Annotated in this window: 22 protein-coding genes; 4 read left to right on the top strand and 18 right to left on the bottom strand. The window is 44.0% G+C overall.

Annotation, left to right across the window (positions count from 1 at the left end; translation table 11 throughout):
• Positions 1-43: 43 nt before the first annotated feature.
• The 8 genes from CA598_RS00885 to CA598_RS00850 form a co-directional block, all read right to left on the bottom strand.
• Positions 44-1,225, bottom strand: a complete 1,182-nt coding sequence (locus tag CA598_RS00885; protein WP_094874986.1) for an amidohydrolase — start codon at positions 1,223-1,225, stop codon at positions 44-46.
• 51 nt (positions 1,226-1,276) lie between these two features.
• Positions 1,277-2,293, bottom strand: coding sequence for an LLM class flavin-dependent oxidoreductase (locus tag CA598_RS00880; RefSeq protein WP_094874985.1), 1,017 nt, complete (start codon positions 2,291-2,293; stop codon positions 1,277-1,279).
• Between the two features lie 11 nt (positions 2,294-2,304).
• Positions 2,305-3,057 (bottom strand): amino acid ABC transporter ATP-binding protein, encoded by a 753-nt coding sequence (locus CA598_RS00875; protein ID WP_094874984.1) that lies wholly within the window; start codon positions 3,055-3,057, stop codon positions 2,305-2,307.
• Positions 3,054-3,764, bottom strand: coding sequence for an amino acid ABC transporter permease (locus CA598_RS00870; protein WP_094869028.1), 711 nt, complete (start codon positions 3,762-3,764; stop codon positions 3,054-3,056). The genes CA598_RS00875 and CA598_RS00870 overlap by 4 nt, the downstream gene beginning before the upstream one ends.
• Positions 3,761-4,546: an amino acid ABC transporter permease gene (locus tag CA598_RS00865; protein WP_094874983.1), complete on the bottom strand. Its 786-nt coding sequence runs from the start codon at positions 4,544-4,546 to the stop codon at positions 3,761-3,763. The genes CA598_RS00870 and CA598_RS00865 overlap by 4 nt, the downstream gene beginning before the upstream one ends.
• Positions 4,547-4,579: 33 nt before the next feature.
• Positions 4,580-5,431, bottom strand: coding sequence for a transporter substrate-binding domain-containing protein (locus tag CA598_RS00860; protein WP_094874982.1), 852 nt, complete (start codon positions 5,429-5,431; stop codon positions 4,580-4,582).
• A 4-nt stretch (positions 5,432-5,435) separates the two neighbouring features.
• Complete coding sequence (locus CA598_RS00855; protein ID WP_094874981.1) at positions 5,436-5,951, bottom strand: GNAT family N-acetyltransferase; 516 nt, start codon at positions 5,949-5,951, stop codon at positions 5,436-5,438.
• Positions 5,952-6,069: 118 nt separating this feature from the next.
• The gene (locus CA598_RS00850; RefSeq protein ID WP_094874980.1) at positions 6,070-6,963 is read right to left on the bottom strand and encodes a LysR family transcriptional regulator; all 894 of its coding nucleotides are present in this window, start codon (positions 6,961-6,963) and stop codon (positions 6,070-6,072) included.
• Positions 6,964-7,257: 294 nt separating this feature from the next.
• Here CA598_RS00850 and CA598_RS00845 point away from each other — a divergent pair, with 294 nt between their 5' ends.
• Positions 7,258-7,791: a GNAT family N-acetyltransferase gene (locus tag CA598_RS00845; protein ID WP_094874979.1), complete on the top strand. Its 534-nt coding sequence runs from the start codon at positions 7,258-7,260 to the stop codon at positions 7,789-7,791.
• A 135-nt stretch (positions 7,792-7,926) separates the two neighbouring features.
• Here CA598_RS00845 and CA598_RS00840 read toward each other — a convergent pair whose 3' ends face one another.
• From CA598_RS00840 to CA598_RS00825, 4 genes are all read right to left on the bottom strand, one after another.
• Entirely contained in the window at positions 7,927-9,864 is a 1,938-nt protein-coding gene (locus tag CA598_RS00840) for a YhfM domain-containing protein (RefSeq protein WP_094874978.1), read from the bottom strand.
• Between the two features lie 148 nt (positions 9,865-10,012).
• Positions 10,013-10,906, bottom strand: coding sequence for a sugar phosphate isomerase/epimerase family protein (locus tag CA598_RS00835; RefSeq protein ID WP_094874977.1), 894 nt, complete (start codon positions 10,904-10,906; stop codon positions 10,013-10,015).
• 25 nt (positions 10,907-10,931) lie between these two features.
• Complete coding sequence (locus CA598_RS00830; RefSeq protein ID WP_094874976.1) at positions 10,932-11,789, bottom strand: sugar phosphate isomerase/epimerase family protein; 858 nt, start codon at positions 11,787-11,789, stop codon at positions 10,932-10,934.
• Positions 11,786-12,844 (bottom strand): Gfo/Idh/MocA family protein, encoded by a 1,059-nt coding sequence (locus CA598_RS00825; protein WP_094874975.1) that lies wholly within the window; start codon positions 12,842-12,844, stop codon positions 11,786-11,788. Before CA598_RS00825 ends, CA598_RS00830 begins: the two co-directional genes overlap by 4 nt.
• 123 nt (positions 12,845-12,967) lie before the next feature.
• On the opposite strand from CA598_RS00825, the gene CA598_RS00820 reads away from it, so the two are divergent.
• Both CA598_RS00820 and CA598_RS00815 read left to right on the top strand, forming a co-directional pair.
• Positions 12,968-13,837, top strand: a complete 870-nt coding sequence (locus tag CA598_RS00820) for a helix-turn-helix domain-containing protein (protein WP_094874974.1) — start codon at positions 12,968-12,970, stop codon at positions 13,835-13,837.
• A gap of 182 nt (positions 13,838-14,019) precedes the next feature.
• Entirely contained in the window at positions 14,020-14,589 is a 570-nt protein-coding gene (locus CA598_RS00815) for a hypothetical protein (protein WP_094869039.1), read from the top strand.
• A 35-nt stretch (positions 14,590-14,624) separates the two neighbouring features.
• On the opposite strand, the gene CA598_RS00810 is transcribed toward CA598_RS00815, so the two are convergent.
• The 5 genes from CA598_RS00810 to CA598_RS00790 form a co-directional block, all read right to left on the bottom strand.
• Complete coding sequence (locus CA598_RS00810) at positions 14,625-15,524, bottom strand: glycerophosphodiester phosphodiesterase (RefSeq protein ID WP_094874973.1); 900 nt, start codon at positions 15,522-15,524, stop codon at positions 14,625-14,627.
• 284 nt (positions 15,525-15,808) lie between these two features.
• Positions 15,809-16,798 (bottom strand): ABC transporter substrate-binding protein, encoded by a 990-nt coding sequence (locus CA598_RS00805; protein WP_094874972.1) that lies wholly within the window; start codon positions 16,796-16,798, stop codon positions 15,809-15,811.
• A 128-nt stretch (positions 16,799-16,926) separates the two neighbouring features.
• Positions 16,927-17,901, bottom strand: coding sequence for a helix-turn-helix domain-containing protein (locus tag CA598_RS00800; protein ID WP_094874971.1), 975 nt, complete (start codon positions 17,899-17,901; stop codon positions 16,927-16,929).
• Between the two features lie 254 nt (positions 17,902-18,155).
• On the bottom strand, positions 18,156-19,916 hold the full coding sequence (dhaK, locus tag CA598_RS00795) for a dihydroxyacetone kinase subunit DhaK (RefSeq protein ID WP_094874970.1): 1,761 nt from the start codon (positions 19,914-19,916) through the stop codon (positions 18,156-18,158).
• 1 nt (position 19,917) lies between these two features.
• Positions 19,918-21,054, bottom strand: coding sequence for a glycerol dehydrogenase (locus CA598_RS00790; protein ID WP_094874969.1), 1,137 nt, complete (start codon positions 21,052-21,054; stop codon positions 19,918-19,920).
• Between the two features lie 202 nt (positions 21,055-21,256).
• Between CA598_RS00790 and CA598_RS00785 the strand changes: the two genes are divergently transcribed.
• Positions 21,257-22,291 (top strand): PocR ligand-binding domain-containing protein, encoded by a 1,035-nt coding sequence (locus CA598_RS00785; protein ID WP_094874968.1) that lies wholly within the window; start codon positions 21,257-21,259, stop codon positions 22,289-22,291.
• A gap of 47 nt (positions 22,292-22,338) precedes the next feature.
• Here the strand turns inward: CA598_RS00785 and CA598_RS00780 are convergent, their stop codons facing one another.
• Positions 22,339-23,265 (bottom strand): VanZ family protein, encoded by a 927-nt coding sequence (locus CA598_RS00780; RefSeq protein WP_094874967.1) that lies wholly within the window; start codon positions 23,263-23,265, stop codon positions 22,339-22,341.
• Between the last annotated feature and the right edge of the window lie 82 nt (positions 23,266-23,347).

Genomic DNA, 23,347 nt, shown 5'->3' with positions numbered 1-23,347 from the left:
GAGCCTGCGCCTACGATAATTACATCGTAACTTTTATGTTCAGCTATAATTCTGCACTTCCACCGGAATTGTAGTACTCAAGGGAACGTACAGCTGCATCCGCAAGGAAATGTGCTGCCACAGGAAGTGCCTGTTCATCCAAATTGAAGGCTGGATGATGCCATTCTTGGCTTCCTTCAGTACCTATAAAGACGAACAATCCCGGTACAACGCGCTGATAGAAGGCAAAATCCTCTCCGGCCAATGAAAGCTCTGGTTTGACCGTCCGGTAGCCAAGAGCTTCAGCCGACTCTATTCCTAACGCTGCTAAGGCGGCGTCGTTGATAACCGGAGGCGGCCCTTCGATCCAGCGGACAGTGGCTTTTGCTCCAAGAGCAGCTGCCACACCAGTCGCCACTTCCCGAAAGCGGTCAAGTACTTTGCTGCGCACCGTTTCATCAAAGGTACGGATTGTACCCTCAAGCACGGCTTTTTCGGGGATGATATTCCATGAATTTCCGCTGTGAATCTGCGTCACACTGACCACCGCACTTTGTAGGGGACTGACATTACGACTTACAATGGATTGAAATGCGGTCACGATATGCGAAGCAGCTACAATCGGGTCTATCCCCGCTTCTGGAACGGCAGCATGAGAACTGCCACCCTGCACTTCAATCACAAACCCGTCAGCCGCTGCCATTAGAGGGCCCGCCGTAATACCGATCGTTCCGACTGGCAGTTCCGGTTTGTTATGCAGCCCGATTACTGCCCGGACTTCTTCTAGCGCCCCGCTAGCAATGAGCCGCTGTGCCCCTTGCGCCTTCTCTTCGGCCGGTTGAAACAACAGGCGTACCGTTCCTGGTAACTGATCCTCGCGTTGCTTCAATTGATAGGCGGCACCGATCAAGGCAGCTGTATGAAAATCATGTCCGCAGGCATGCATTTTGCCGGGATACAACGAAGCATAAGCTGCTCCGGTTTCCTCCTGGATTGGCAAGGCATCGATATCTGCGCGCAGCGCGATGACCGGACCGGGCTGCTTGCCCCCAATTTCTGCGATCACTCCGGTAGACAGACCGTAATCTATGATCCTGACTCCTGTCCGCTCCAGCAGGAAAATAATATATTTTGTTGTCTCATATTCTTCGTTGGACAGTTCCGGGTGCCGGTGCAGATGACGGCGTATCCCGATTAATTCTTCTCCAAGCGCTTCCGCACTCCGCTCTTTAGCTTTACTAGTCATATACAGTCACCCTCCTTTAAACGATTTCCTGTGTGATCCTGATCCGCCGGCTCATGCCTCTGCCGGCACTTCAGCGATTGCTTCGCTCAGTAGCTCAAAGGAGCGATACCTTTTGTCAAAAGGCTGCACATTCGTAGTTATGATGAACTCCTCAATACCGGATGCCTCTGAAAGTGCCAACAGCTGTTCACGTACAGAGTTCTTTGTTCCTTTGGTAATCTCTGGTTCCAGCTCTTCAATCGTGTAGGCTTCATTGCTCTGGCGGGCAAACTCCTCCGCCTGTTCCCGGGTTCCAACGGTTAGCTTCTTCCCGCTTGCCAGCTGAATCCGAATCAACTTATGTGCGCCCGCCAGTTCTTTCGCTTCCTCTTCGGTCTCAGCCACCACTAGTGCTAAAGCGATAATTGCTTGCGGTTGTCTGCCCTGTGAAGAAACAAAACCGCTGCGGTAAGCACGAATAGCATCTAGCGCTACTGTCTTATCGCTATTAATAAATAGGGAGAACACATAAGGTAATCCAAGTTCAGCAGCAATCTCTGCACTGCCTACACTCGCGCCAAGCACATACAGCTCAGGCGGAATACCAGGAAGGGGACCTGCCTTCAACCCAGCCAGCGGGTGGTTTTCTTCGAGCCGGTTATGCACATATTTCTCCAGCTCGATGATTTTGTCCGTTAGGCTAGGGGATTCGGTTCTTTCCTGCTGAAGCGCTTGTGTGCTGCGCGGGAGACCGCCGGGAGCGCGTCCCACTCCGAGATCCACTCGGCTAGGAGCAAGTGTAGCCAACACATTAAAGTTCTCCGCCACCTTGTACGGGCTGTAATGCTGGAGCATGATGCCACCGGAGCCAATGCGGATGCGCTCTGTTTTGGCCAACAGATGTGCGATGAGTACTTCTGGAGAAGAACCGGCCACCTGCTCGGAGTCATGATGCTCCGAAACCCAGAATCGACGGAATCCAAGCTCCTCGGACAGTTGAGCCAGCTTGATCGTATGCTGGAATGCTTCCTCTGGCGTTTCTCCCGGATAGATCGGACTTTGATCGAGTACGCTGATTGTAATAGCCATTGTTTTTCCTCCTATATGGAATAGTTAAATTCAGGTGTGATTCGCTTCAGGAACTGCTTCGTTCTTTCTTCGCGCGGATGATTAAACAGCTCTGTCGGCGTTCCTTCTTCAACAATGACGCCTCCGTCCATAAAAACTACATGATTCGCCACATCACGAGCAAACCCCATTTCATGGGTGACTACAATCATCGTGATGCCTTCCTTGGCAATTTTCCGGATAACAGCCAGCACCTCACCCACTAGCTCAGGGTCCAGCGCCGATGTGGGTTCGTCGAACAAGATAACCTCTGGCTCAAGCGCCAAGGCTCGGGCAATCCCTACGCGCTGCTGCTGACCCCCGGACAGCTGACTCGGGTAAGCGTCCAGCTTGCTGGCAAGACCTACCTTTTCAAGCAGTGCTATACTCCGCTTTCTCGCTTCGTCCTTCGGAAGCTTTTTGACAATTAACAGCCCTTCCATCACGTTCTCCAGCGCAGTTTTATGACGGAACAAATTGTACTGCTGAAATACCATTGCCGTTTTTTGCCTAAGTTGATGAATCTCCTTTTTTCGGGCGTGTCTGCAGTTCACTTTGAAATCGCCAATGGCGATCTCTCCGCTGCTTGGTCTCTCCAGATAATTCACGCAGCGTAAGAGAGTCGTTTTGCCTGAGCCACTGGGACCGAGAATGACGACAACCTCCCCCTTCGTCACTGTTAAATCTATATTGTTTAACACCTGATTCCGACCGAATGACTTCGAAATTTGCGCAAGTTTAATCATGCTACTCCACCTCGATTGTAAAGATTAATCCTTTTCTCAATGACCGACGTCACACGTTCGATCAGAAACGTTAGTGCCCAGAAGATCAGCGCTGCCGCCAGATATGCCTCAAAAAACTTCCAGTTCGTTGAAGCCACTATCTGTGCCTTAGCATTGATATCCACCACCGAAACCGTAAAAGCAAGGGTAGATCCGTGCAGCATACCGATAACTGAATTCGAAAGATTAGGCAGACTTGCCGCCAGCGCTTGAGGAAAAACAATCCGCTTTAGTGCTTGGGGCGTTGTCATACCGATAGAGTGGGCCGCTTCTAGCTGACCACGATCCACAGCGAGCAGACCGGAACGGACGACCTCGGACATATAAGCTCCAGCAGTAATCGAGAACGAAATATAAGCAAAACCGATCATCGGAATCGAAACCGACCTAAAGCTCCAGCCGAAATGAGCCGCCAGACCATCAATCAGCACAGGAAGCCCAAAATATATAAGCAGCAGATGCGTCAGCATCGGTGTCCCGCGGATGAATGTAACATAACCGACGGCCAGCGGATGCAGCAGTGGAACTCTGTAAAGCCGGATCAAGGCTACAGCCACTCCAATCACAAAACCAATCCATACAGAGACAACCGTAATATATAAGGTCGTAGGAATTGCACTCAGAATTTGTACCAGCGCAGTCCATATAAACGATGGGTCCAATTTCATAATCCGGTGCCTCCTTTGCCCGGTCCCAATTCTGCAATAATGCGTCGGTAGGACCAGTTTTTGTTAATTTTAAACAATTTTTTGTCAGGCGTATTTCGCTTTTCATGCCGTAGCAGATGGTGTTCTGCTACAAGCAGCAGCTTCTCAATCGTAAAGCTGATGACCAGATAGATAAGCGCAAGCGCGATATAGGTTTCAATAAAATGCTGTGTTAAGCTGCCAAGCGTCTGAGCTTTACCTGTCATTTCCATCACGCCGAGAGTAAAAGCTAATGACGTATCTTTCAGTAGTGCAATTACTAGATTGGAGAATACAGGAACTGCTATACCTAGCGCTTGGGGCAGCACGATTCGTGTAAAAGCTTGAAATCCCGTCATCCCCGCAGCATATGCAGCCTCCACTTGCCCCTTATCCACCGCCATCACAGAAGCCCTAATCATTTCGGACATGTAGGCTCCCGTATGCAGACCGTAGGTTAGAATCACAAAGACAAGTACTGGAGTTCGGGTCATATCCACATGGACCAGCTTCATGATTTCAGGCAGACCATAATAAAACAAGAAGAGCTGGATAAGAATCGGAGTTCCCCGAAAAAAAGAAATATAGATTTCGGAGAGGGTCTTTAACACAGGCACTTTATAAAGTCTTGGCAGAGCTACGAGAAAGCCGACAATAATTCCTGTCAGTAGAGAACAGGCGACAATCAGAAGCGTGGTGCTTAAAGTCCCTAGCAGCTTAGGCAAAAACGAAAATACAAAACTGATATCAAACTGTGCGCCCATATATTCCCTCCCTTCCCGTGCTCACCGGCTCAATCATTTAACCGAATCCGCTGTAACATCCGCACCCAGCCATTCCGTGCTCAGCTTACCCAGTGTTCCATCCGTCTCCAGCTCTTTAATCGCACTGTCAATCGCATCTGACAGCTTTTGTGAATCGGCATCATCCTTACGGAAAACATAGAGAATGTCCGCAGAGGACAGCTCGTCGCCCGTTGCTTTTAGCTGACTCTGCGGATCAATGATCGGGAGTACAAAATCTGCAGCTAGCGTAGCGTCCACACGCCCAGTACTAATCTGTGCGACGGTATCATTCGCTGCACCGTTCTGATACACGATATTAATCGCATTGTCATGCTCTTTATTGTAGTTCTCCAGAATTTGCGCTTGTGCGCTTGTCGCACCGACTAACACCTTTTTTCCTTTGAGATCATCCAGTGATTGGATCGAGTCATTATCCTTCGCCACTACGATGCGGTTTCTCCAGTGGGCATAGGCTTCTTTGTTAAAAGAATATTTCAACTCCCGCTCCGGATTTTTCTCCATGACATGAGCAACCAGGTCGATTTTTTTAGTTTCCAGACTCAGCAGTAAATTGCTGAAATCCATGGTTTGAAACTCGAATTCATATTCAGGCAGCTGCTTATCGATTTCTTTGAGCAGTTCCACATCGAAGCCTGTAAGCTTGCCGTTCTCATCTATGAAGCAGACCTTCGGAAAAGCAGTACCCGTGCCTACGATCACCTTAGTTACCTTTGTCGAACCATTTGCCGTTGCCGAAGCTTCGGCTGCATTTCCATTCTGGCTGCTGTTCGTGCTGTTATTTCCGCAACCTGCTATCGCCAGTGTCAATAACGATGCAATTACTAATGAAATGGACTTTTTCATTGTTCTATCCCCTTTGAATGAATTGTGGTTTATTTATGAGTGTTTTTTTCATCAGATACATAATGCCGTCACCATTCTGCTGATCCAGTTCCAGAAACCGTTCATACCCCCGGCGTTCATACATTTGAACTAACCATGGGTGCTTCTTCGCCGTTGCCAGCGTGACCGCAGCCGAACCCAATTGTCCAGCAATAATGTGCTCTTCCACCCAATTCAGAAGCTTTCCACCATAACCTCTGTTACTGTAATCCGGATGAGCAGCAAACCATTTAATAAAAGGCAGTGGGCTAATCTTCTTCATCTCTTCTTCTTTTGAAAGTGTTATCGTCGCAACTATCGTTCCATCAACTTCCAGCACATAACACTCATTCGTAGCAATATTGTCTTCAATAAGTGCCAAGTCAGCTGTAGCCGCCGGCCAATGCAGCCCGAGCTCGCGAATCAGCTCATACGCACGATATGTAACCTCTAGTAAATTCTCCGCATCTTTCAGTTCTGCCAATCTGTATGTCTCACTCATCGCAAGCCCTCCATCCTTCCAAAATTAAATTTATAATTCCTATAGAAATAGTCAACATTATATGCAATTAACTTTATCACTGCATGTGACCATGCGCTAATAGAGTTTTTTAATACATCTATACAATTAGTCGATCTCCTGTTTTACCAATACCGAGTTCAAGAAGAGTTTCTATGAATTCAGCGTTCTCCCCATTTAATGAAATCAGGCTGGTTCGTAAGGAGATGCCTTCCGTCTCCGCAATATCCACCCGTACTAACGTCCCTGCCGCTACTTCCTCTTGCACACTAAGTGCCGGAAGGAAACAGATGCCTGCTTTTTTCAACACCAGCTTCTTGGCTGTCTCCAGGTTATCCACCTGATATTCAATCTTCGGCGGCTGTTCCATGCTCTCAAATACACGATGCAGCCGCATCCAATCCAAAGACCCGCATTCAAAAAAGACCAACGTCTCCTGACGGATATCCTCCAGCGAAGCGCGTTGTACCTTAGCTAAGCGATGTCCCTCCTGTACATACAGAGAGATGGGATCTTCGCAGAAAGGAAAAGCTTGAATGGCCGGATTTACGACCTTACGGATAAAAGCCAGATCTAGCTCTTTCGATTTCAGCTTATCAATCAATACTTCCGTAGAAGCTGTCGTCAGCTTAATCGTGATATGCGGATACCTGCGCTTCAAATGAAGCATCAGATGCGGCATTAAATAATTGGAAACCGAAACAGTACTGCCGATCCTCAGTTCATTTGGAATATGCCCCTTGGCCTGCACCTGATATTTACCGTTCTGATAGATCTGAAGAATCTGCTGGGCATAGGGAAGAAATTGCTTTCCTTTATCCGTTAGGCTAATCTGCTTACCTAACCGATCAAACACTCTGCAATCCAATTCTCTTTCGAGCGATTGAATCCGTGCCGTAACTGTCGGCTGAGAGATATATAGGACTTCGGCCGCTTTATTGAAGCTTCCATAATGGTTGATGTAGACAAAAGCCTCAATATTTTCAATGTTCATCCCTAATCCCCCTAAACTAATATTAACTTTACTATTCCGATGTAAAAACAATGAAATATGACGATGCTTTCCTATAGATTTTGTTTATATCTTATTCACGTCCCCATTTTTTGTCAACTTAAATTCCGTGTAAATCAATCGGATTTTGAATCAAACGTTATGTTTATTTCATATAGAGCTTTTCTATTCATATATCAAAATTATAAAATACCCCTTATATAACTCGGAATTATAGTTTATAATGACTTCATTCTTATGAACTAATACATTGGACTGAAAGGGGATCCCGAGAATATGTCACAAAAGATTATTATCCGTGAAGCTGAGAATAAGGACCGCGATGCCATCGCTGAAGTGATACTGGACGCTTACCACCAATATTCCGAGATCATGCCCGAGCCGTTGTGGCTAGCTTACCGGAAATCACTTCTTGAATCTGTCCATGGCGATGCCCCGATCGTGCGGATCATCGCTGAAATCGACAAGAAAATCATTGGTAGCGCACTCTTGTTCAGCTCCTCGGAAACGGCATACGGTAAACCTGAGCTAGGCATTCACTCCCCTATCCTGCGCTTACTTGCCGTATCCCCATCCGCTCGCGGTCTCGGTGTTGCAACCCATCTAATTGACGAAGCTGCAAGGAGATCTCGCGAGTTGGGTGCCACCACTTTGAATCTGCATACCTCAGAAATGATGGCTTCAGCAATTAAGCTCTACTATCGCTTAGGCTTCAAACGGGCGTATGAGACCGATCTTATGAACGGCAAAACCCTGGTACAGGGTTTCCGGCTAGACCTACTGACTTCCGCCCGAACTACAGCAGGCTAATTATAAAATTCGGGTACAGACTAACCCGATGAATATAACGTATTCTTAAGCATTGTCTTGAAATTATAAAAAAGAAGCCTCGGGAAGCTTCCCAATGATCTTATGTGATCATTGCAGCGAGCTTCCGAGGCTCAATTAATTTCCTTTTTTATAGGTAATTTCTTTAAAACTCACAGTAATATTCCTTTCATTATCGGCATCGCTCATTTGATGATCTGGCGTAACGGTTGCGCTGGAGGGGATGGACGAAATGCTGGCCCCCCTCTGCTTCTTTTTTACATCATAGAGATAATAAGAAACATTCTTAACCTTCAGCCCTATAGTATCCTTGTACAAAAGTTCTACAGAATAGGACTTCATCACGGCTATATTAGCATCCATCCATCCTACAACTTCAACCGCTGCATCTTCATGGTCGCTTTCAGTCATAATAGTGCAGATGGGAAGCCCATCCTGATTATAAAAATTAATTATTTGTGGAGCTATTTTCAAATAATCGATATCGATGTCATGGATTCGGTTTTGGTTGACCTCTGCTGTATCCATCCAAGCAATCGTGCCCGCCGGGTTCCACTTTATTTTCTCAGAAGGTACATATCGCTCTTGTGGTAACGGTACAGTATGTAGCGAAGCTCCTTTATTATCGTAAAAGGTTAATTGCCCGCTCTCATCATCATGTACAAATCTCTTAAAGGTTGGTGAAAGAAATAGGGATGGCGCCCCAGTCGTCGAATGAGGGATTACGCGATATTTCAGAAGATGGACATCGTCCTGTCCTTTCTTCAGATCAAAGATCCATACATTACCGAGGTAACTCTGCATAAACAATTTTTGCTCATCAGCTTTCCATTGAAATTTATAAATGTAATCATAATCATCAGAAAGCGGCCAAAAGTCTTCCCGAAGACGTTCGATTTTTCCTGTAACAACATTGTATGAGGACAAATGATATTCCCCAGCTTCTTTCGTCAGATCCGATTCCAGAAATAATAGATGATCCCCGTCCAACGGGATTAGCATATTATAGTTGTTCATAAAGGCATTGTTCCAACGATTATTGGAATCGTTCAGCTCATCGCTCCATTTCACCTTAACCTCATCCGTAGCAGGATCATGGGCTAGCAAAGCATTGATTGCATTGTGATCTCCATAGAAAAAATGAATGGTGTGGTATGTGATTCCCTGCAGCTCAACTACTGCTCCACCGTTTAATATATAGTTATTTTCGGATATGCCCATTGGTTTAGCCACCAGATCTCCATTTGAGCTCCGTACTGCATTAAACTCCAGCCCCTTAAATGTTGAATCCATAAACGTAATTTTTTTTAACTCGGCAGTTGATTCCTTAGTAAGCGTGTAGCCTGTGCTCGTCTCATTCACATTCATTAACATGCCTTGCTCGCTTGATTCGTTAATCCATAAATGAAAGGCATATTTATTATTATCTGAAATTAGAACAATATCGTAGTTAGGCGTTGCGGTATTTAAATTCCCTGGTATTTGTACAGCGTTACGGATGGCTCGGACGAAAATTTCTATGGTTTCATGATCTATGTATTCTTCCTTTATGTTAGCATTCACAGAACCATGTGCTAGAGAGTCCGCTATTGTAATTCGCTTAATGTCCTCATCGATCTTTAGATTATCGGTTTCTGCTTGTTGATCATTTGATTGAAATAAGTGAAGCAATACTGCTTTTTCTGTTTCCGGCAACTTGTAATGCCCATTTTGTCCAGATTTGGTGATAAGACCATTATTCTCGCCAGAGATCCAGAATGAGAATTTTGCGTTTTCTTTATTCTTCATTTCAACAATGGCTTCATAATCAGGTGTAGCAATATCAAGCTTAGCGCTGTCATACTCAGCAGTATGTATAGTTTCATTGAATTGTTCTATTAAATTATTGTCCGTTATGGTCATCGATTCACCGCTGTCGTTCTGAATTGTTATGGAATGAACAGCGCTTAGATCGATCATTGTTTGATTCGCTTTATCCTTATTCCCTGTATTGATACATCCAACAATGATTACTGAAATGACTGCTAAAAGGGCTAGTAGATTTATCCTTTTCATATAGGCTCCCCCTTCGTATTCTCTCTTCTTTAACGTCAAATAGTGGATAAAGTTGCAAAAAGCCACCGTACAGGCCTGTTTTCCTGTAAGGCAGCTTCTCTTTTATCCCAAAGGCTGGAAGAACTATTTAATCTTTATCACTACGTGTTCAGACCCGAAAGCCCTTTAAAAAATTCACAGCCTGACGGATATCTTCCTCTGGATTAGTGCCAACTTCCCGTTCTATGGTCAGGAATCCTGTATAACCGATGTCGTTCAGCGCTTGCAGATAGTTGTTCCAGTCAACAGAGCCCGCTCCGAGCGGAACTTCACGAAAAGCTGTGCCGGTGTCGGCCATTTCAGCTATCTTCTCATGGTCTAATGCGGGTGCTTCATAACCATATTGACCGTAAACATCGCGCGGATCGATATCGGCAAGTTTGAGACCATCTTTAGCATGGGTGTGTACAATGTAGTCTTTTAGTGTATGAACACCTTGCACGGGATCATCACCAGTCACCATCACCATGTTGGCCGGATCAAAATTAACAGAAACCCCTTTGGAACCCAAACCGTCGAGGAACGTCTTCAGACGAGCAGCGGGTTCTGGCCCAGTCTCAATCGCAAAGTAAGAATTCATCTCATGCGCGTATCTGCTTAGTTCCTCACAGGCGATGTGCATGGTTTCATAAATTTTACTGTTGTTGTCAGAGGGAACAATACCGATGTGTGTAGTGACTATATCTGTACCTAGCTCCTTGGCCAGCTCCATAATGCGTTTGGACTTTTCGATTTTGGCATGGTTCTGTGCAGGGTCCTGAAAGCCATGTCCGCCTAAATCTCCAACGAGGGCAGAGATTTCGAGACCCAGTGAAGCGATGTATTCCTTCCATTCACGGCGTGCTGACGGAGATAGGTTAGCGGGATCAAATTCACCTTGCACCGCGTAAATCTGAACGCCATCAGCCCCTGCTTCTTTTGCCTTGCGCAAACCCTCTTTTACTCCGACCTGAAAACTGTCTACGATAACGCCGATTTTGTTAGTGATAATTGGTTTAACCATTGCAATAATCCTCCTTTAAAATGAATTAGATTTGGTTCCAAACACGCTTGATGTATTCCAACCCAAGTCTCGTCCCCTTACGGCACTCTTCCATTCCCTCAAATTCTACAGAGATATATCCGTCGTAACCGCTTTCCTTAACGGTTCGAATGACACTCGGCATGTCAATGTCTCCTTGACCAACGATGGCACCCCTCAACCAGTTCCCACCAGTAGACTGGAACCAGCCTTCGCCAGGCTGGCGATCCTGCGGACGAATATAGAAATCTTTGAAATGTACCATCGAAGCAAGCTTAATATTGTTAGTCACAGCAATAAGCGGATTCTCATCGGCGCACAGGAAGTTACCAATGTCGAGTGTTGTACGGAAGTTATCTCTTCCTACTGCGTGAACCAACGCCTGTACACGATCGCTGTGCTGAATAAAGTAGCCATGATTCTCCACACTGGTCGTGATGCCCAAACCTGCGGCATAATCAGCAATTTCTCGACAGGCTTCAGCCAAATCTGGAAGCTCTTCCAAAAAGTGCGTAATTGATAGATCATTTGACGAGGCTACATCATGCCTCATCCGCTGAATGCCTAATGCCGCACAGACGTCTACTTCCCGCTTTACCCGCTCGACTTCCCGCTTTCTTTCCACTGCCTCCAGCCCGGAAAAATTCGCCCCGATAGCATAATTAGACAACTCTAGTCCACGACCTGCTGCCGTTCGTACAATCTGATCAATTAGCTCAGGATTCTCAACCAAATTGATGCCCAAGGGTACAATCTCCGCATGCTCCGCACCCAGATCGGCGATCGTCTCAATCACTCCTTCAAGCGTAAGCTCACCCGTTGAATAAGCTGAATGCAAACTGTAGGTACTGATTCCTAGCTTCATAGTTTCACCTCTTCGCCTTTGGCAGCGGATTCATAGATCGCGCCGAGAATCTTCATGATTGTAACGCCGTCCTGCACAGGACTAATCGGTGTAGAGCCGTTGCTGATGTTGTTCGCAAAATGATTAATCTCATTCTGGAATGCACTGTTGAACTCAAACCCCTTATGATCGGTCTGCGGGTAGGTATTGACGATCGTATCCGACTGTTCTTTGACGATGACTATCTCAGGATCAATTTCAAACCCGCCCTTGTCACCGTACAGGCGCACCGAGCGCTCGTCTTCTTTGGCATGCAGTGTAAAGCTAACATCAACCATCAGCGAAGCTCCATTCTCAAAGCGAATTAGTGCATTTGCTAAATCTTCTACCGTATTGTTCGCTGCGTCGTAATCAGCGGCTTTATAAAAAGAAAGATTCTTGATATTAGAACGATTGCCGAGCTTCCGGTAGGTATTGGCACTGACTGATACTGGATTCGGACGGCCCATCAAATACCAGCATAGATCGATCACATGGACGCCGATATCAATCAATGGTCCTCCGCCGGAGCGTTCAATATCACTGAACCAGCCTCCGGGATTACCAAGTCTCCGGAACGTTGTTGCCTTCGCATAGTAGATTTCGCCGAATTCTCCTTGCTCCACCAATGTCTGAAGTAGCTGGGCATTAGAGTCATAACGCCGTACAAAGCCTACTTGCAAAATTTTTCCGCTCTTTTCCACTGCCTGCTGAACCAGAAGCGCTTCTTCAACCGTGCGGCAAAGCGGCTTTTCCACAAGTACATGCTTGCCTGCCTCAAGTGCCGCGATGCTGATCTCAGCATGAGAGTTGTTCCATGTGCAGATGTTGACGGCATCTATTTCGGAGTTAGCCAGCAATTCACGATAATCCGTGTATACGTTTTCCACGTTATACTCAGTAGCAACAGCTCGTGCACGCTCTTCATTCAGGTCACAAACCGCATATATGGTTGTCTGCGGATTATTCCGATAAGAACTTAAGTGCATGCCGGAGATAGAGCCGGTTCCTATTACGCCAATTTTGATCATATCCATTAATACTCTCTCCTTTATTTTGCATAGGTTATGATTCGTATTATAATGATTTCAACCCTAAACACCATGCAGAGCCTTGCGGTTTCATTTGTACAATTGTGCTATAGGAGGTGCATTCAATAAATGTTGGACTATGATAAACATCTACAGGAACCCATGGACATGCCAGATCCCGAGTTTCCGATTAAAGTACATACCCAGCGCTTCAACCAAGAGGGAGTTTTGTTGTTCCCGCATCATTGGCATGAGCATCTTGAGTTTCTATTTATTGAAAGCGGTGAGGCTGTTTTTGAATGCGGACGAACACCGATCAACGTACGGGCTGGTGATTTAGTTGCTGTGAACAGCAACGAGCTGCATTATGGGGTCAGTGCATCTTCTGATTTATTGTATTATGCGATTATTGCAGATACTTCTTTGCTGCATAGTGCGGTTAGCGACGCTGCCGAAACCAAGTTCATCGCCCCGATTCAGCAGAACCAGCTGCTGTTACGTAATCATATCCGTGGGGATCAGCACATTACTGACTGTGCGCTGGCGATTATTCGGGAGCTAGAACTTCGCGAATTTGGATATGAGCTGGCCGTCAAGTCCGAGCTATACCGCCTGCTAACGCTGTTATTGCGCAGACATATCGTCACCGTGCTCTCACAGGCTGAGCAAGAAAGACGTATTCAAACCGTTGAACGCTTCGCACCTGTTTTACGTTATATCGATACCCATTACCAGGAACCCATTCAAGTTGACGAACTTGCGGCACTAACAGGGCTAAGCCGGTTCCATTTCAGCCGTCTCTTCAAGGAATTAACTGGTCATACGATATCGGAATATATAAATGCTGTCCGTTTAGACCGTGCAGATTATTTATTAAGGCATAGCCAATTGACGATTTCTGAAATCGCTACCACTACTGGCTTCAGTGATATCTACTATTTCAGCCGGACTTTCAAAAAACATAGAAAAGTACCCCCAAGCAGTGTGAGAGGGTTCTAGTTAGGGTGAACAAAGGAAGCCGTCTTCTACTTGCTATCGCTCCTTAATTTTAACATCAAAAAGGTCAGGAGAGGGTAGTCCCCTCGTCTGACCTTCTCTTTTATTTTATTAATTGCATAAAAGAAACTATCTTCCATCTTATGGGTATAATTAACATAATGAAAATATAGGAGGAGATTTCATTGAGAAAAATAATTAAACTGACTATATTAGCACTTGGCATAATGATTCTACCGGGAACAATGATTTATGCCGCATCGAACCCATCTGAAGTTTCATTATATTTCAATAATGTGGTACAAAAACAGGCAGCAGTAATATCCGAGGGAGACATTCTCTTACCTGTTGAACAGCTCTCTAAAAATTTGTTTGCTTTAATCACTTTAGATGAAACAAGTAAATCGGTTCGAATCTACAAGCCAAATGTGAACATGGTATTGCTTGATAACAATGGAGAGATTTTCGGTAAGGTAAAAAGCCCTGCACGGTTTGCCTTTTCAACCTTATTACAAGTGGATCATTTAAAAACAGAAATTTCAGATATAAAACTTACAATCACTGATCCCGCTGACAAAACAGAAACTATCGATAATCAACAAATTAAGAAGAGTGAAGAAAACTTTTGGTTCAAAACTAACGAATTTACTTATTCGTTTAATACAAAAGGCACCTATACAATTCAAGTGTTTTTTAAAGACGTAAATTCAAAAACATGGTATCCTGTCTCTGAAATCGATGTATTCGGCATATGAATTTCCGATAGTTGAAATCTCGTTTTTTTAACTCCTCATTTCTTATTATTCTTAATCACTTCATTAAAACGGTCAGGAAAGTTGGTATGTACCCCGTCTACACCCCAAACCACGGCTTTGTCCATATTCACTTGATAATTCACTGTGTACGGAAACACCTTTAGACCAGCATTTTTCATCTGTGCGACATAGGATGAATTTATTCTTTGAAAGTTAGGGCTAATACCAACCGCATAAGTTTTCACCCGATTGATGAAAGATTCTGGTACTTTATAAACCGGAATATTATACCAGATAATTTGATAAAGCGGAATCTCCGGGTTAATCGAATGAAGCCTACGTAAACTCGCCTCACTAAATGAATGTACGGAAACATGATCAGACAGATTATATTTTTCAATTTGTTCGTTTAATATAGTTTCAATATTCGGATTCGAAGCGGGATCTTTAATCTCAATCATATAGTCTACTTCTTTTCCAAACCTTTCAAATACCTCTTCTAAAGTCGGAATACGTATTCCAGCATATTGATCCCTGGCAAACATGGGATACTGTTTGTTAAACCAAGAGCCAGCGTCTAATTTCGAAAGCTGCTCTAAGGTATAATTCTTAACATAACCCGTTCCATTTGTCGTGCGATTAATAGTTTCATCGTGAATAACAACAGGAACACGATCCTTAGTTAACTGAATATCTAATTCAATATAATCGGTCTCCATATCAATAGCTAGTTCGAATGCAGGTAAAGTATTCTCAGGAGCATATCCCGAAGCACCACGGTGAGCAATGGTATAGACTTTGTCCGCAGGCTCGAGAATTTCCTTCACTTTAGTACGAATCCATGGAGAATAGGCATACATCGAGGTACACAATAAGATCAACAAAAATATGTGAATAAATATAAAATACATCTTAGAATTTTGAATCCTTTGCATAAAGCTTCCCTCTTCTTTTCAATAATTTATTGTTGTTTACTTGGTGCTATTTTTCATAATCAATTCCATGATAGGCGCACCAATCAGATTAATCAACAATACACCAAAAATCAAATTTACGACAATCAGCATCCAAGTTCTGACTTCCAGCGAATCGTACAGCTTATAAAAACTTTTTGATTTTCATGAAAAAACCTTCATATTTCAGTCCTTCTCAAACTAAAAAACACTGATCCAGTTTAGAATCAGTGTCTTGAAGCGACTCATTTTTTTATAGAATTGCTTTACTTGTTGATATGTTCCTTGATTTGCTCAGCGATTTGTTCCAGCAATGCCTCTTTCCCTAATGCAAAGAAAGCTTCATTGTAGTTTTGTCTGCTAGTCATGCGATAGATATTATTCGATTTCACAGCTTTTAGGCTGCTCCAGACCTTACTTTGATCAAGAACATTCTGGTCATTATCAGATAATAAAATGATATGGTCTGGATTAAAGGTAGATAGTGCTTCTAGACTTGTTACTTTTCCTCCCCATGGGTCTGGTTCAGGTGTACCTGGCGCGATGATTAATCCAAGATCATTAAAAATCATATCAGCAATACCTGTGCGTGAATAGATCCGGATTTCTTTCTCTGTAGCTTCGATTACTGCAAACGTCTCTTCTTTGGTAATCTCTGTGATTTGATCATGCAGCTGTTGAGCGCGTTGGTCATAGGCTTTCAGCCACTCATCCATTTCCATTTTCTTATCAAGTACCTCGGCAACAAAAGCAAAGCGCTCTCTAAAAGCATTAAAGCCATAAGGTACCCTTACTGTTGGAGCAATCATATTTAGTTGATCATAGATTTTCTCTTGCGTAGGCCCTGCCAGTATTAAATCGGGATTTGCTGCAATGATCGCTTCCAAGTTCACTTCCGTTTGAAACCATCCAGCGGGAGTTACATCCGGCAGTTCTTTTTTTAGAATAGGTGTGATTTCCAGTGAATTAGCCATATCTGTATTCCCAGTAATCACAGGTCTATATCCAAGCTCCAAAAGTTCTTCGGTTGAGCCAGATACATCGGCAATTCTAACCGGGTTTACCGGTATTTCAACATCTCCCTTGGCGTCCTTAATGGTACGTGTTCCGGAAGAATTCGTAGCGACGGGTTCAGATTTCACCGCAGGTGGAGCGTTTTCTCCTTGAGTCTCCTGCCCTGAATTCCCACATCCGTACAACATCACCATCATGAATAAGGCAATTGCGACAAAAGAGATACGTTTTAAACTGAACATTTTTCCAACCCTCTCCAATCTATTGATAATCATTCTCACTATTAGCAAGTCCGATCATACACTCTGCTGATAGGCTGTACTACCGGCAGAGGGATTGAATAACGGTTTGGCGGATATTTATTGGTTTTCTAACGTTTTTTTATGATTTCAGAAGGATTTATTCCATACTGCTTCCGAAAGGCCTCCGCAAAATGGCTAAAGTTGTTGTAACCTACCATCGTCGCTGTTTGACTAACACTACTGTCCCCAGAACGCATGATTTCCCATGCTTTTTCTAAACGCTTGTTCCGTAAATAGGCAAATACAGTCGTACCGTACTCTTCCTTAAAACCAACTTTTAATTTGTATTCGTTAATCCCCGCCAGCTTGGATAGTTCAATGAGCGAAGGAGGGTATGCCATTTGCTCAAGGATAATTTCCCTGGCTCTCCGAATGCTTTCTCGGTCACTGCGAGATAAATGCAAGCTGCGTTTGGAACGATTCTGTTCAAAAAGAAAAGCGCCAAAATAGGCGGAAAGGAGTTCTAATGCCTTACCTTCTACGTACAACCGACGCATCGAGATATGATAGGGGCAATCCCTCAATTGAACCAATAACCGGGAGGTCTCTGGAAGAATCGGCATACGGAACATCCGAAAAGATTGTGTATTTAACAGCCCGGATAAACTGCAAGAATGTGTAGATTCTTGCTCCAGCATCCACGAATCGAACAGTGCTACCGGCACACCAATGGACAGTAAACGGATGGGCTCTGCACTGCGATAGTGGAATTCGGCGTGGAAATCTCGCATGAGCTGCAATGAACAACTGTCGGGCACCAACTCGTGACTGTTGCCTGTTACATGAACTTCTCCGCTGCCCTGTAGACAAAAGCTTAGCTCAATCATAGCTGCTTCGGATTGAACACGGACTAAACGATCCTCAGTGAAACGGTAATTACTATCAACAATTTCAATCCCGGAAGGTGTGATAACCCTATCGACGTATCCATGGTCACTAGGTTGTGAGAAATGCATTCGCTCTGTGGTGTCCCTTATAGCCGGAGTCTCAAACAAATCATTAAAGTACCCGTTATAGATATTATGGATTGATTTTTTTGACATTAAGTTATACCCACAGCAGATCCGCGGTACACTGAAACCCCAGTAAAGTGTTTTATCATGAGAAGATCACCTTTATTCATTTATTAAATGATAACGATTATCATTTAGATCATTATATTCGAGACATTAGCTAAACTGCAACGGACAATACAAACACCCCCTCATCCTAAAGGATACGGGGGTGTCCATTTCTATTCCATCGGCTTTTAACTTTCGTTGCATCATCCAGCTTCGGATTCAGCTTCTTTCATCTCTTATTTCATCGCTTTAGCTAGCTCTGTGAAAATAACTCCAAGCGCGTAAGCTCCCGCATCCGGATAACCAATGCTGCGTTCGCCTACTGTACCTGCTCTTCCCATACGGGCGACGATATCGGAAGTCTTCCGGGCACCGAGCACCGCCGCTTCTGCTGCTTTGATTGCTGCCACCTTGATATCTTCACCTTGCTCTGCACTATGGGTCCAAGCATCCGCGAACGGAACGAGCGCATCAATCAAGGTCTTGTCACCAACGACAGCACCCCTACCGAAAGATCTTTCACCCGTATCCTGAATCCCTTTAACAACAGCCTGCATCATATCCGCAAACTCCTGAATGGACACCTCCTGCTTCTGCTGTGCAGACTTACTTGCTGCACGGAAGCCCGATCCCCAGATCGGTCCTGAAGCTCCACCACAATGCTCCATAATGATCAATGAACACGCATCAAGGAAGTCACCGATATTGTTAAGATGATGCGCTAGAATGTCTTCCCATTCTACTTTTAACTGCTTGAAGCCTTTGGCTACGCTCATCCCGAAATCACCATCACCGGCGTGGGCGTCTAGCTCACAGAAAGGCACCTCATTCTCGATAATGAGCTCACTCATTTGATCGATCAAATAGACGATATTTTGCAAGGAAAACTGGTTATTCTTAATCACCGCTGCTTCAGCATCCGTATTATTCTTAAAGGATACTGTGCTGTCTGCTTTCTCTTCCTTGATGATCTCTGTATAGTTCACAGGTTCAAATGGACCTTTAACCGACAATGCCGGTGTATCGCACGGAGCAGACAACCATTTCTTCAACGTCTCATCCAGCTTCATAATCGACACTGATGCGCCAGCCATATCGATGCTGGTCATATAGTTGCCGACAAATACTTTAAACACTTGCTTATTCTTCGCCGTCAATTCACGGATCACAGAATTATTCAACAAATAAAGCTCTTGCAGTGGTGTTCCACCAAATCCATTGATCAGAACAGCAACCTCTTGCTGCGACTCATCGTTCATTTGCAAGTTGCTTAGCAAGGACGTAACCATTCGCTGCGCCAGTTCATCCGCTGATACGGCTTTTTCCCTGCGTATTCCAGGTTCACCGTGAATTCCGACTCCGTACTCCATCTCATCCTCTTCGATATGAAACGTCGGGGTACCTTTGGCAGGAACGGTGCAAGACGTGAAAGCGAAGCCGATAGTCCGAACATGATCAATCGCATGCTGTGCTGCTTCTTTCACTTCCGACAGGGACAGTCCTGCTTCTGCCGCAGCCCCGGCTACTTTATGAACTAGAACAGTTCCGGCCACCCCTCGTTTCCCTACGGTATAGAGACTGTCTTCAACGGCAATGTCATCGTCTACTTTGACATATTCCACTTGTATGCCATCTTCACTTGCAAGATGGGCTGCATTTTTAAAGTTCATGATATCGCCGCTGTAGTTCTTAATAATAAGCAGCGTTCCCTTTTGGCTCGCAGAACGGCGGATCGCTTGATAGACTTGAATCTGAGATGGAGATGCAAACACATCGCCACACACGGCTGCATCCAGCATACCGCTGCCTACGAACCCGGCATGGGCCGGTTCATGTCCACTTCCGCCACCGCTAATTAAAGTAACTTTATTGTTGTTGATTTCTTTTTTAGAAATCACTTTGAATTTATCGTTGAAATCCAGCTCAGGATGCGCCAAGACAAGTCCATTGCACATTTCCCGGACTAACGTTTCCGGTTTGTTCATAATTTTCTTCATCTTAAAGCTCCTTACTTAATTTATATTGACGGCCTAATTGGTCGGCAGCCATAATGGCTGATGCAACCGCCTCCTCTGAAATTGGGAACGGCATGGAATGAATGGATTCCTCAGCAATACAAGCTTTTTTAGCCACCTCAAGAAGTTCTTCGTAAGTGACTTGCTCCACTCCAATATCCGCTAGGCACACGGGAAGACCAATCGACAGACAGAAGTCCAATACTTCTCTTAATTCAGTACGATCCGCATTCTCAAGCACTAACTGAGCAATTGTACTGAAGGCTACCTTCTCACCATGATAATAATGATGTGTTCCTTCTAAAGCTGTTAAACCATTATGAATCGCATGAATCGCAGCCAAACCTCCGCTTTCAAAGCCTAATCCAGATAACAGAATATTCGTTTCAACGATATTCTCCAAGGCTGGAGTTACGATATTCAGATCGCAGGCTTGTTTCGCCTTGAAGCCATTTTCAAGTAAAGTGTCATAGCATAGTCTGGCAAGACCTAGCGCGGTAATTGTCCCCTTAGCTTCCCCACATACTCCTTCACGAACTCCGCAAGGTAAGCCGGCATTTACGTTAGAATAAGAATTTGCTGTAGCTCTTGCTTCAAAATAAGTGGAGAGTGCATCTCCCATCCCTGCAACAAGAAATCTTGTCGGTGCTTTGGCGATCACTGTGGTGTCGATCATGACTACACTCGGACTTTGCTTGAAGTAAGCATAATCATCAAATTCCCCTTCAGGAGTATAGAGGACGGCGGAATGACTGGTTGGTGCATCCGTAGCTGCTATCGTCGGAACGATGATCAATACTTCTCCTTCTGCTACGCATTTTGCCGTATCAATTGCCTTACCTCCACCCAAACCAATCGTACATGCACATTGATGTTCCTTGGCTAGAGCTTGTAATCTTGCGACTTCTTGTCTTGAGCATTCCCCTTGGAAGCCACTTTCAACAAGCGTTATATTAAATTTCTGTTTAGTTGACTCCAATTTATCTTTCACACGTGTAACATCATCTGGATGGGCAATGAGTAGTGCAGAATCCCCGAATGTTTTTACAAAATAACCTAAATTCAAAAGTTCATTCTCACCTTGTACATATTTCGTCGGACTGATAAACGCTCTTCTCATTTTCATTCCTCCTAGGTTGTATATAGTTATTATTATAGATTGCTCTATTTCGGTATGCATGAAACAATAAGATCAGATTAAAGCGTTTTCTTATCGAGTTTTTTTGTCTTCTCATTAATAAATTGTATTATCTTGTCCTTTTGCACAAAAATTCGCTATAATGTTCATTATGTTTCTATAACTTTCCTAGGAGATTATCGTGATGTCCAAATCTCGATTTAATTTAGAAGAAATAATTGATTTGAAGAAATGGGAGAAACTACAGGACTCTCTGTCGCTCGTGACTAAAATGGCGATTCTTACCGTAGATTATAAAGGGGTTCCCGTGACTAAGCACAGCTTCTGTCAGCCTTTCTGCCAAGGCGTGCGCCAAGATTCTACTCTCTCTCCCTACTGTCAAAAATGTGATGCCCGTGCCGGCATTGAAGCTGTTCGCCAGAACAAGCCTTATATTTATTTATGCCATTTCAATATTATTGATATTGCCATACCCATTATTATTGACGATCAATATCTGGGAGCAATTATGGCCGGACAGCTCAAGCTTCGTGAACCTGACGTGTCACATCTGGAGCAGATTGTATCTAGACCCCCTAATGTTGAGTCGAACCTGAAGTTTCAAGCACTCAAAGAGGATTACGAGGCACTTCCTGTCTTATCCTACGATGAAGTAACGAAGTGCGTGGACCTACTACTTCAGTTAAGTACCTACATCGTGGAAGAAGCGATCCAGAAGCGTACTACCGTCGATTTGTACAAAAGAGTGCTGACCACAGATATGGATACATCTGCTTCCGCAGAAACTGTTGAAGAGACAGACCTGGCCTATCGCAAAATCCAGTCTCTTCAGCAAGAGTTGTCAGGGGCGCTCATTGAGACCAAATTGAAAAATGGAGCTCAAAGGCTCGTCGCTTCAAATACTGTACTTCAGCCTGCGTTTGATTACATCTATGCGCACAAGAATGAAAATTTTAATCTAAAAGAGATGGCCAAGCTTTGTCATATCAGCCCCAGTTATTTCAGCCGCATATTCACCAAAGAAACAGGTGAGAATTTCTCCCTCTTCGTTGCCAGACTCAAGATTGAATGGGCTAAACAGTTGCTGGAGTCCACCGAAGCCCCCATTCATCAAGTGAGCGATGATTTAGGATTCTGTGATACGGGCTATTTTATTAAAATATTCAAAAGGTTCGAGAACCTCACCCCGGCGGTATATCGGAATATGTATAAGGGATAGGCTACAAAATAAACCCTCCGTTAAATAAATTAACGAAGGGTTATTTCTTATTCCCACCAGTGTTTCATTTCACTAAAACCAACATCCCATAACTTCACATTCCCTTTCAGGATAATGGTTAATTCGTTTACGGTAATTAACGAAGTATTTATAAGCTCAATATCCGGACTATATTGTTCAGCCGTTTGAAAGATTACGTTATCATCAGCTACAATAATTAGTTCACTGCTAGAATCATCTTTGACAGGGAAAGCAAAGTTAAGATACAACAATATCTCTTTTTTATCCCCCAAAATGTATTTGTATTGATGAGTTTCCTCACCTTCACTGCTATACAAGTTCATTTTCGGGTTTATGGTCTTACCTGTGATTGTTAAACTGGGAAGATCTTGCGTGATAGGCATATTTCCAGTAAGTTCTTTCACCTCCTGAAGTCCATGGATAACGCCTTCCTTTTTCTCCAAAGTAAAATCAATGATCTCAGAGATCCCCATGATTGCTATCAATAGAACAACAACAGTTAACGCCGATTTAACTAGTGATCTCCAAGTGATTGTTGTAATAAATCCTATCCTATAGGCACAATATCCGATGGTAGCCCCTAAAGTATTGGATATGATATCACTTACATCAAATGTACCTAGAAAAGTTAAAGATTGAAGAGTTTCCAGTACGAAAATGCTAACGATAAACATGAAGATAAACTTTTTAAAAGATGTAGGATACAATAATGGGATTAGTATCCCAAATGGAATAAATGCAACGACATTCCCCAAATTATAAATCCAAGAAAAGGATAGGTCAGAAAGGTTGGGGAAAAGCAGCGGAACATCTTCTGGAATCCACATGAACGTATACCCATACTCACTGTATTGATGCGCAACTCTGTTGAAAGCAAAAAACAAAAAATATAAAATTAAAAGCGTGTAAAGAATAGTTCCTATACTAAGGATTTTTCGTAATTTCACTCCCATAATGTCTCCACAATTCCCTCCATTTTGTCAATGGATTAAGTATATCTCTCCAAAGTGACTTTTCAGTGACACTATAAGTGAC

It is taken from the genome of Paenibacillus sp. VTT E-133291 (genome assembly GCF_002264395.1).
Classification (GTDB): Bacteria; Bacillota; Bacilli; order Paenibacillales; family Paenibacillaceae; genus Paenibacillus_AQ; species Paenibacillus_AQ nitricinens.
This window is presented reverse-complemented; position numbering and strand designations above follow the sequence as displayed.

Bases quoted from the DNA above. Each gene is read 5' to 3' on its own strand.
- CA598_RS00885 (WP_094874986.1), bottom strand. From the start codon at position 1,225: ATGACTAGTAAAGCTAAAGAGCGGAGTGCGGAAGCGCTTGGAGAAGAA.
- CA598_RS00880 (WP_094874985.1), bottom strand. From the start codon at position 2,293: ATGGCTATTACAATCAGCGTACTCGATCAAAGTCCGATCTATCCGGGA.
- CA598_RS00875 (WP_094874984.1), bottom strand. From the start codon at position 3,057: ATGATTAAACTTGCGCAAATTTCGAAGTCATTCGGTCGGAATCAGGTG.
- CA598_RS00870 (WP_094869028.1), bottom strand. From the start codon at position 3,764: ATGAAATTGGACCCATCGTTTATATGGACTGCGCTGGTACAAATTCTG.
- CA598_RS00865 (WP_094874983.1), bottom strand. From the start codon at position 4,546: ATGGGCGCACAGTTTGATATCAGTTTTGTATTTTCGTTTTTGCCTAAG.
- CA598_RS00860 (WP_094874982.1), bottom strand. From the start codon at position 5,431: ATGAAAAAGTCCATTTCATTAGTAATTGCATCGTTATTGACACTGGCG.
- CA598_RS00855 (WP_094874981.1), bottom strand. From the start codon at position 5,951: ATGAGTGAGACATACAGATTGGCAGAACTGAAAGATGCGGAGAATTTA.
- CA598_RS00850 (WP_094874980.1), bottom strand. From the start codon at position 6,963: ATGAACATTGAAAATATTGAGGCTTTTGTCTACATCAACCATTATGGA.
- CA598_RS00845 (WP_094874979.1), top strand. From the start codon at position 7,258: ATGTCACAAAAGATTATTATCCGTGAAGCTGAGAATAAGGACCGCGAT.
- CA598_RS00840 (WP_094874978.1), bottom strand. From the start codon at position 9,864: ATGAAAAGGATAAATCTACTAGCCCTTTTAGCAGTCATTTCAGTAATC.
- CA598_RS00835 (WP_094874977.1), bottom strand. From the start codon at position 10,906: ATGGTTAAACCAATTATCACTAACAAAATCGGCGTTATCGTAGACAGT.
- CA598_RS00830 (WP_094874976.1), bottom strand. From the start codon at position 11,789: ATGAAGCTAGGAATCAGTACCTACAGTTTGCATTCAGCTTATTCAACG.
- CA598_RS00825 (WP_094874975.1), bottom strand. From the start codon at position 12,844: ATGGATATGATCAAAATTGGCGTAATAGGAACCGGCTCTATCTCCGGC.
- CA598_RS00820 (WP_094874974.1), top strand. From the start codon at position 12,968: ATGTTGGACTATGATAAACATCTACAGGAACCCATGGACATGCCAGAT.
- CA598_RS00810 (WP_094874973.1), bottom strand. From the start codon at position 15,524: ATGCAAAGGATTCAAAATTCTAAGATGTATTTTATATTTATTCACATA.
- CA598_RS00805 (WP_094874972.1), bottom strand. From the start codon at position 16,798: ATGTTCAGTTTAAAACGTATCTCTTTTGTCGCAATTGCCTTATTCATG.
- CA598_RS00800 (WP_094874971.1), bottom strand. From the start codon at position 17,901: ATGTCAAAAAAATCAATCCATAATATCTATAACGGGTACTTTAATGAT.
- dhaK (WP_094874970.1), bottom strand. From the start codon at position 19,916: ATGAAGAAAATTATGAACAAACCGGAAACGTTAGTCCGGGAAATGTGC.
- CA598_RS00790 (WP_094874969.1), bottom strand. From the start codon at position 21,054: ATGAGAAGAGCGTTTATCAGTCCGACGAAATATGTACAAGGTGAGAAT.
- CA598_RS00785 (WP_094874968.1), top strand. From the start codon at position 21,257: ATGTCCAAATCTCGATTTAATTTAGAAGAAATAATTGATTTGAAGAAA.
- CA598_RS00780 (WP_094874967.1), bottom strand. From the start codon at position 23,265: ATGGGAGTGAAATTACGAAAAATCCTTAGTATAGGAACTATTCTTTAC.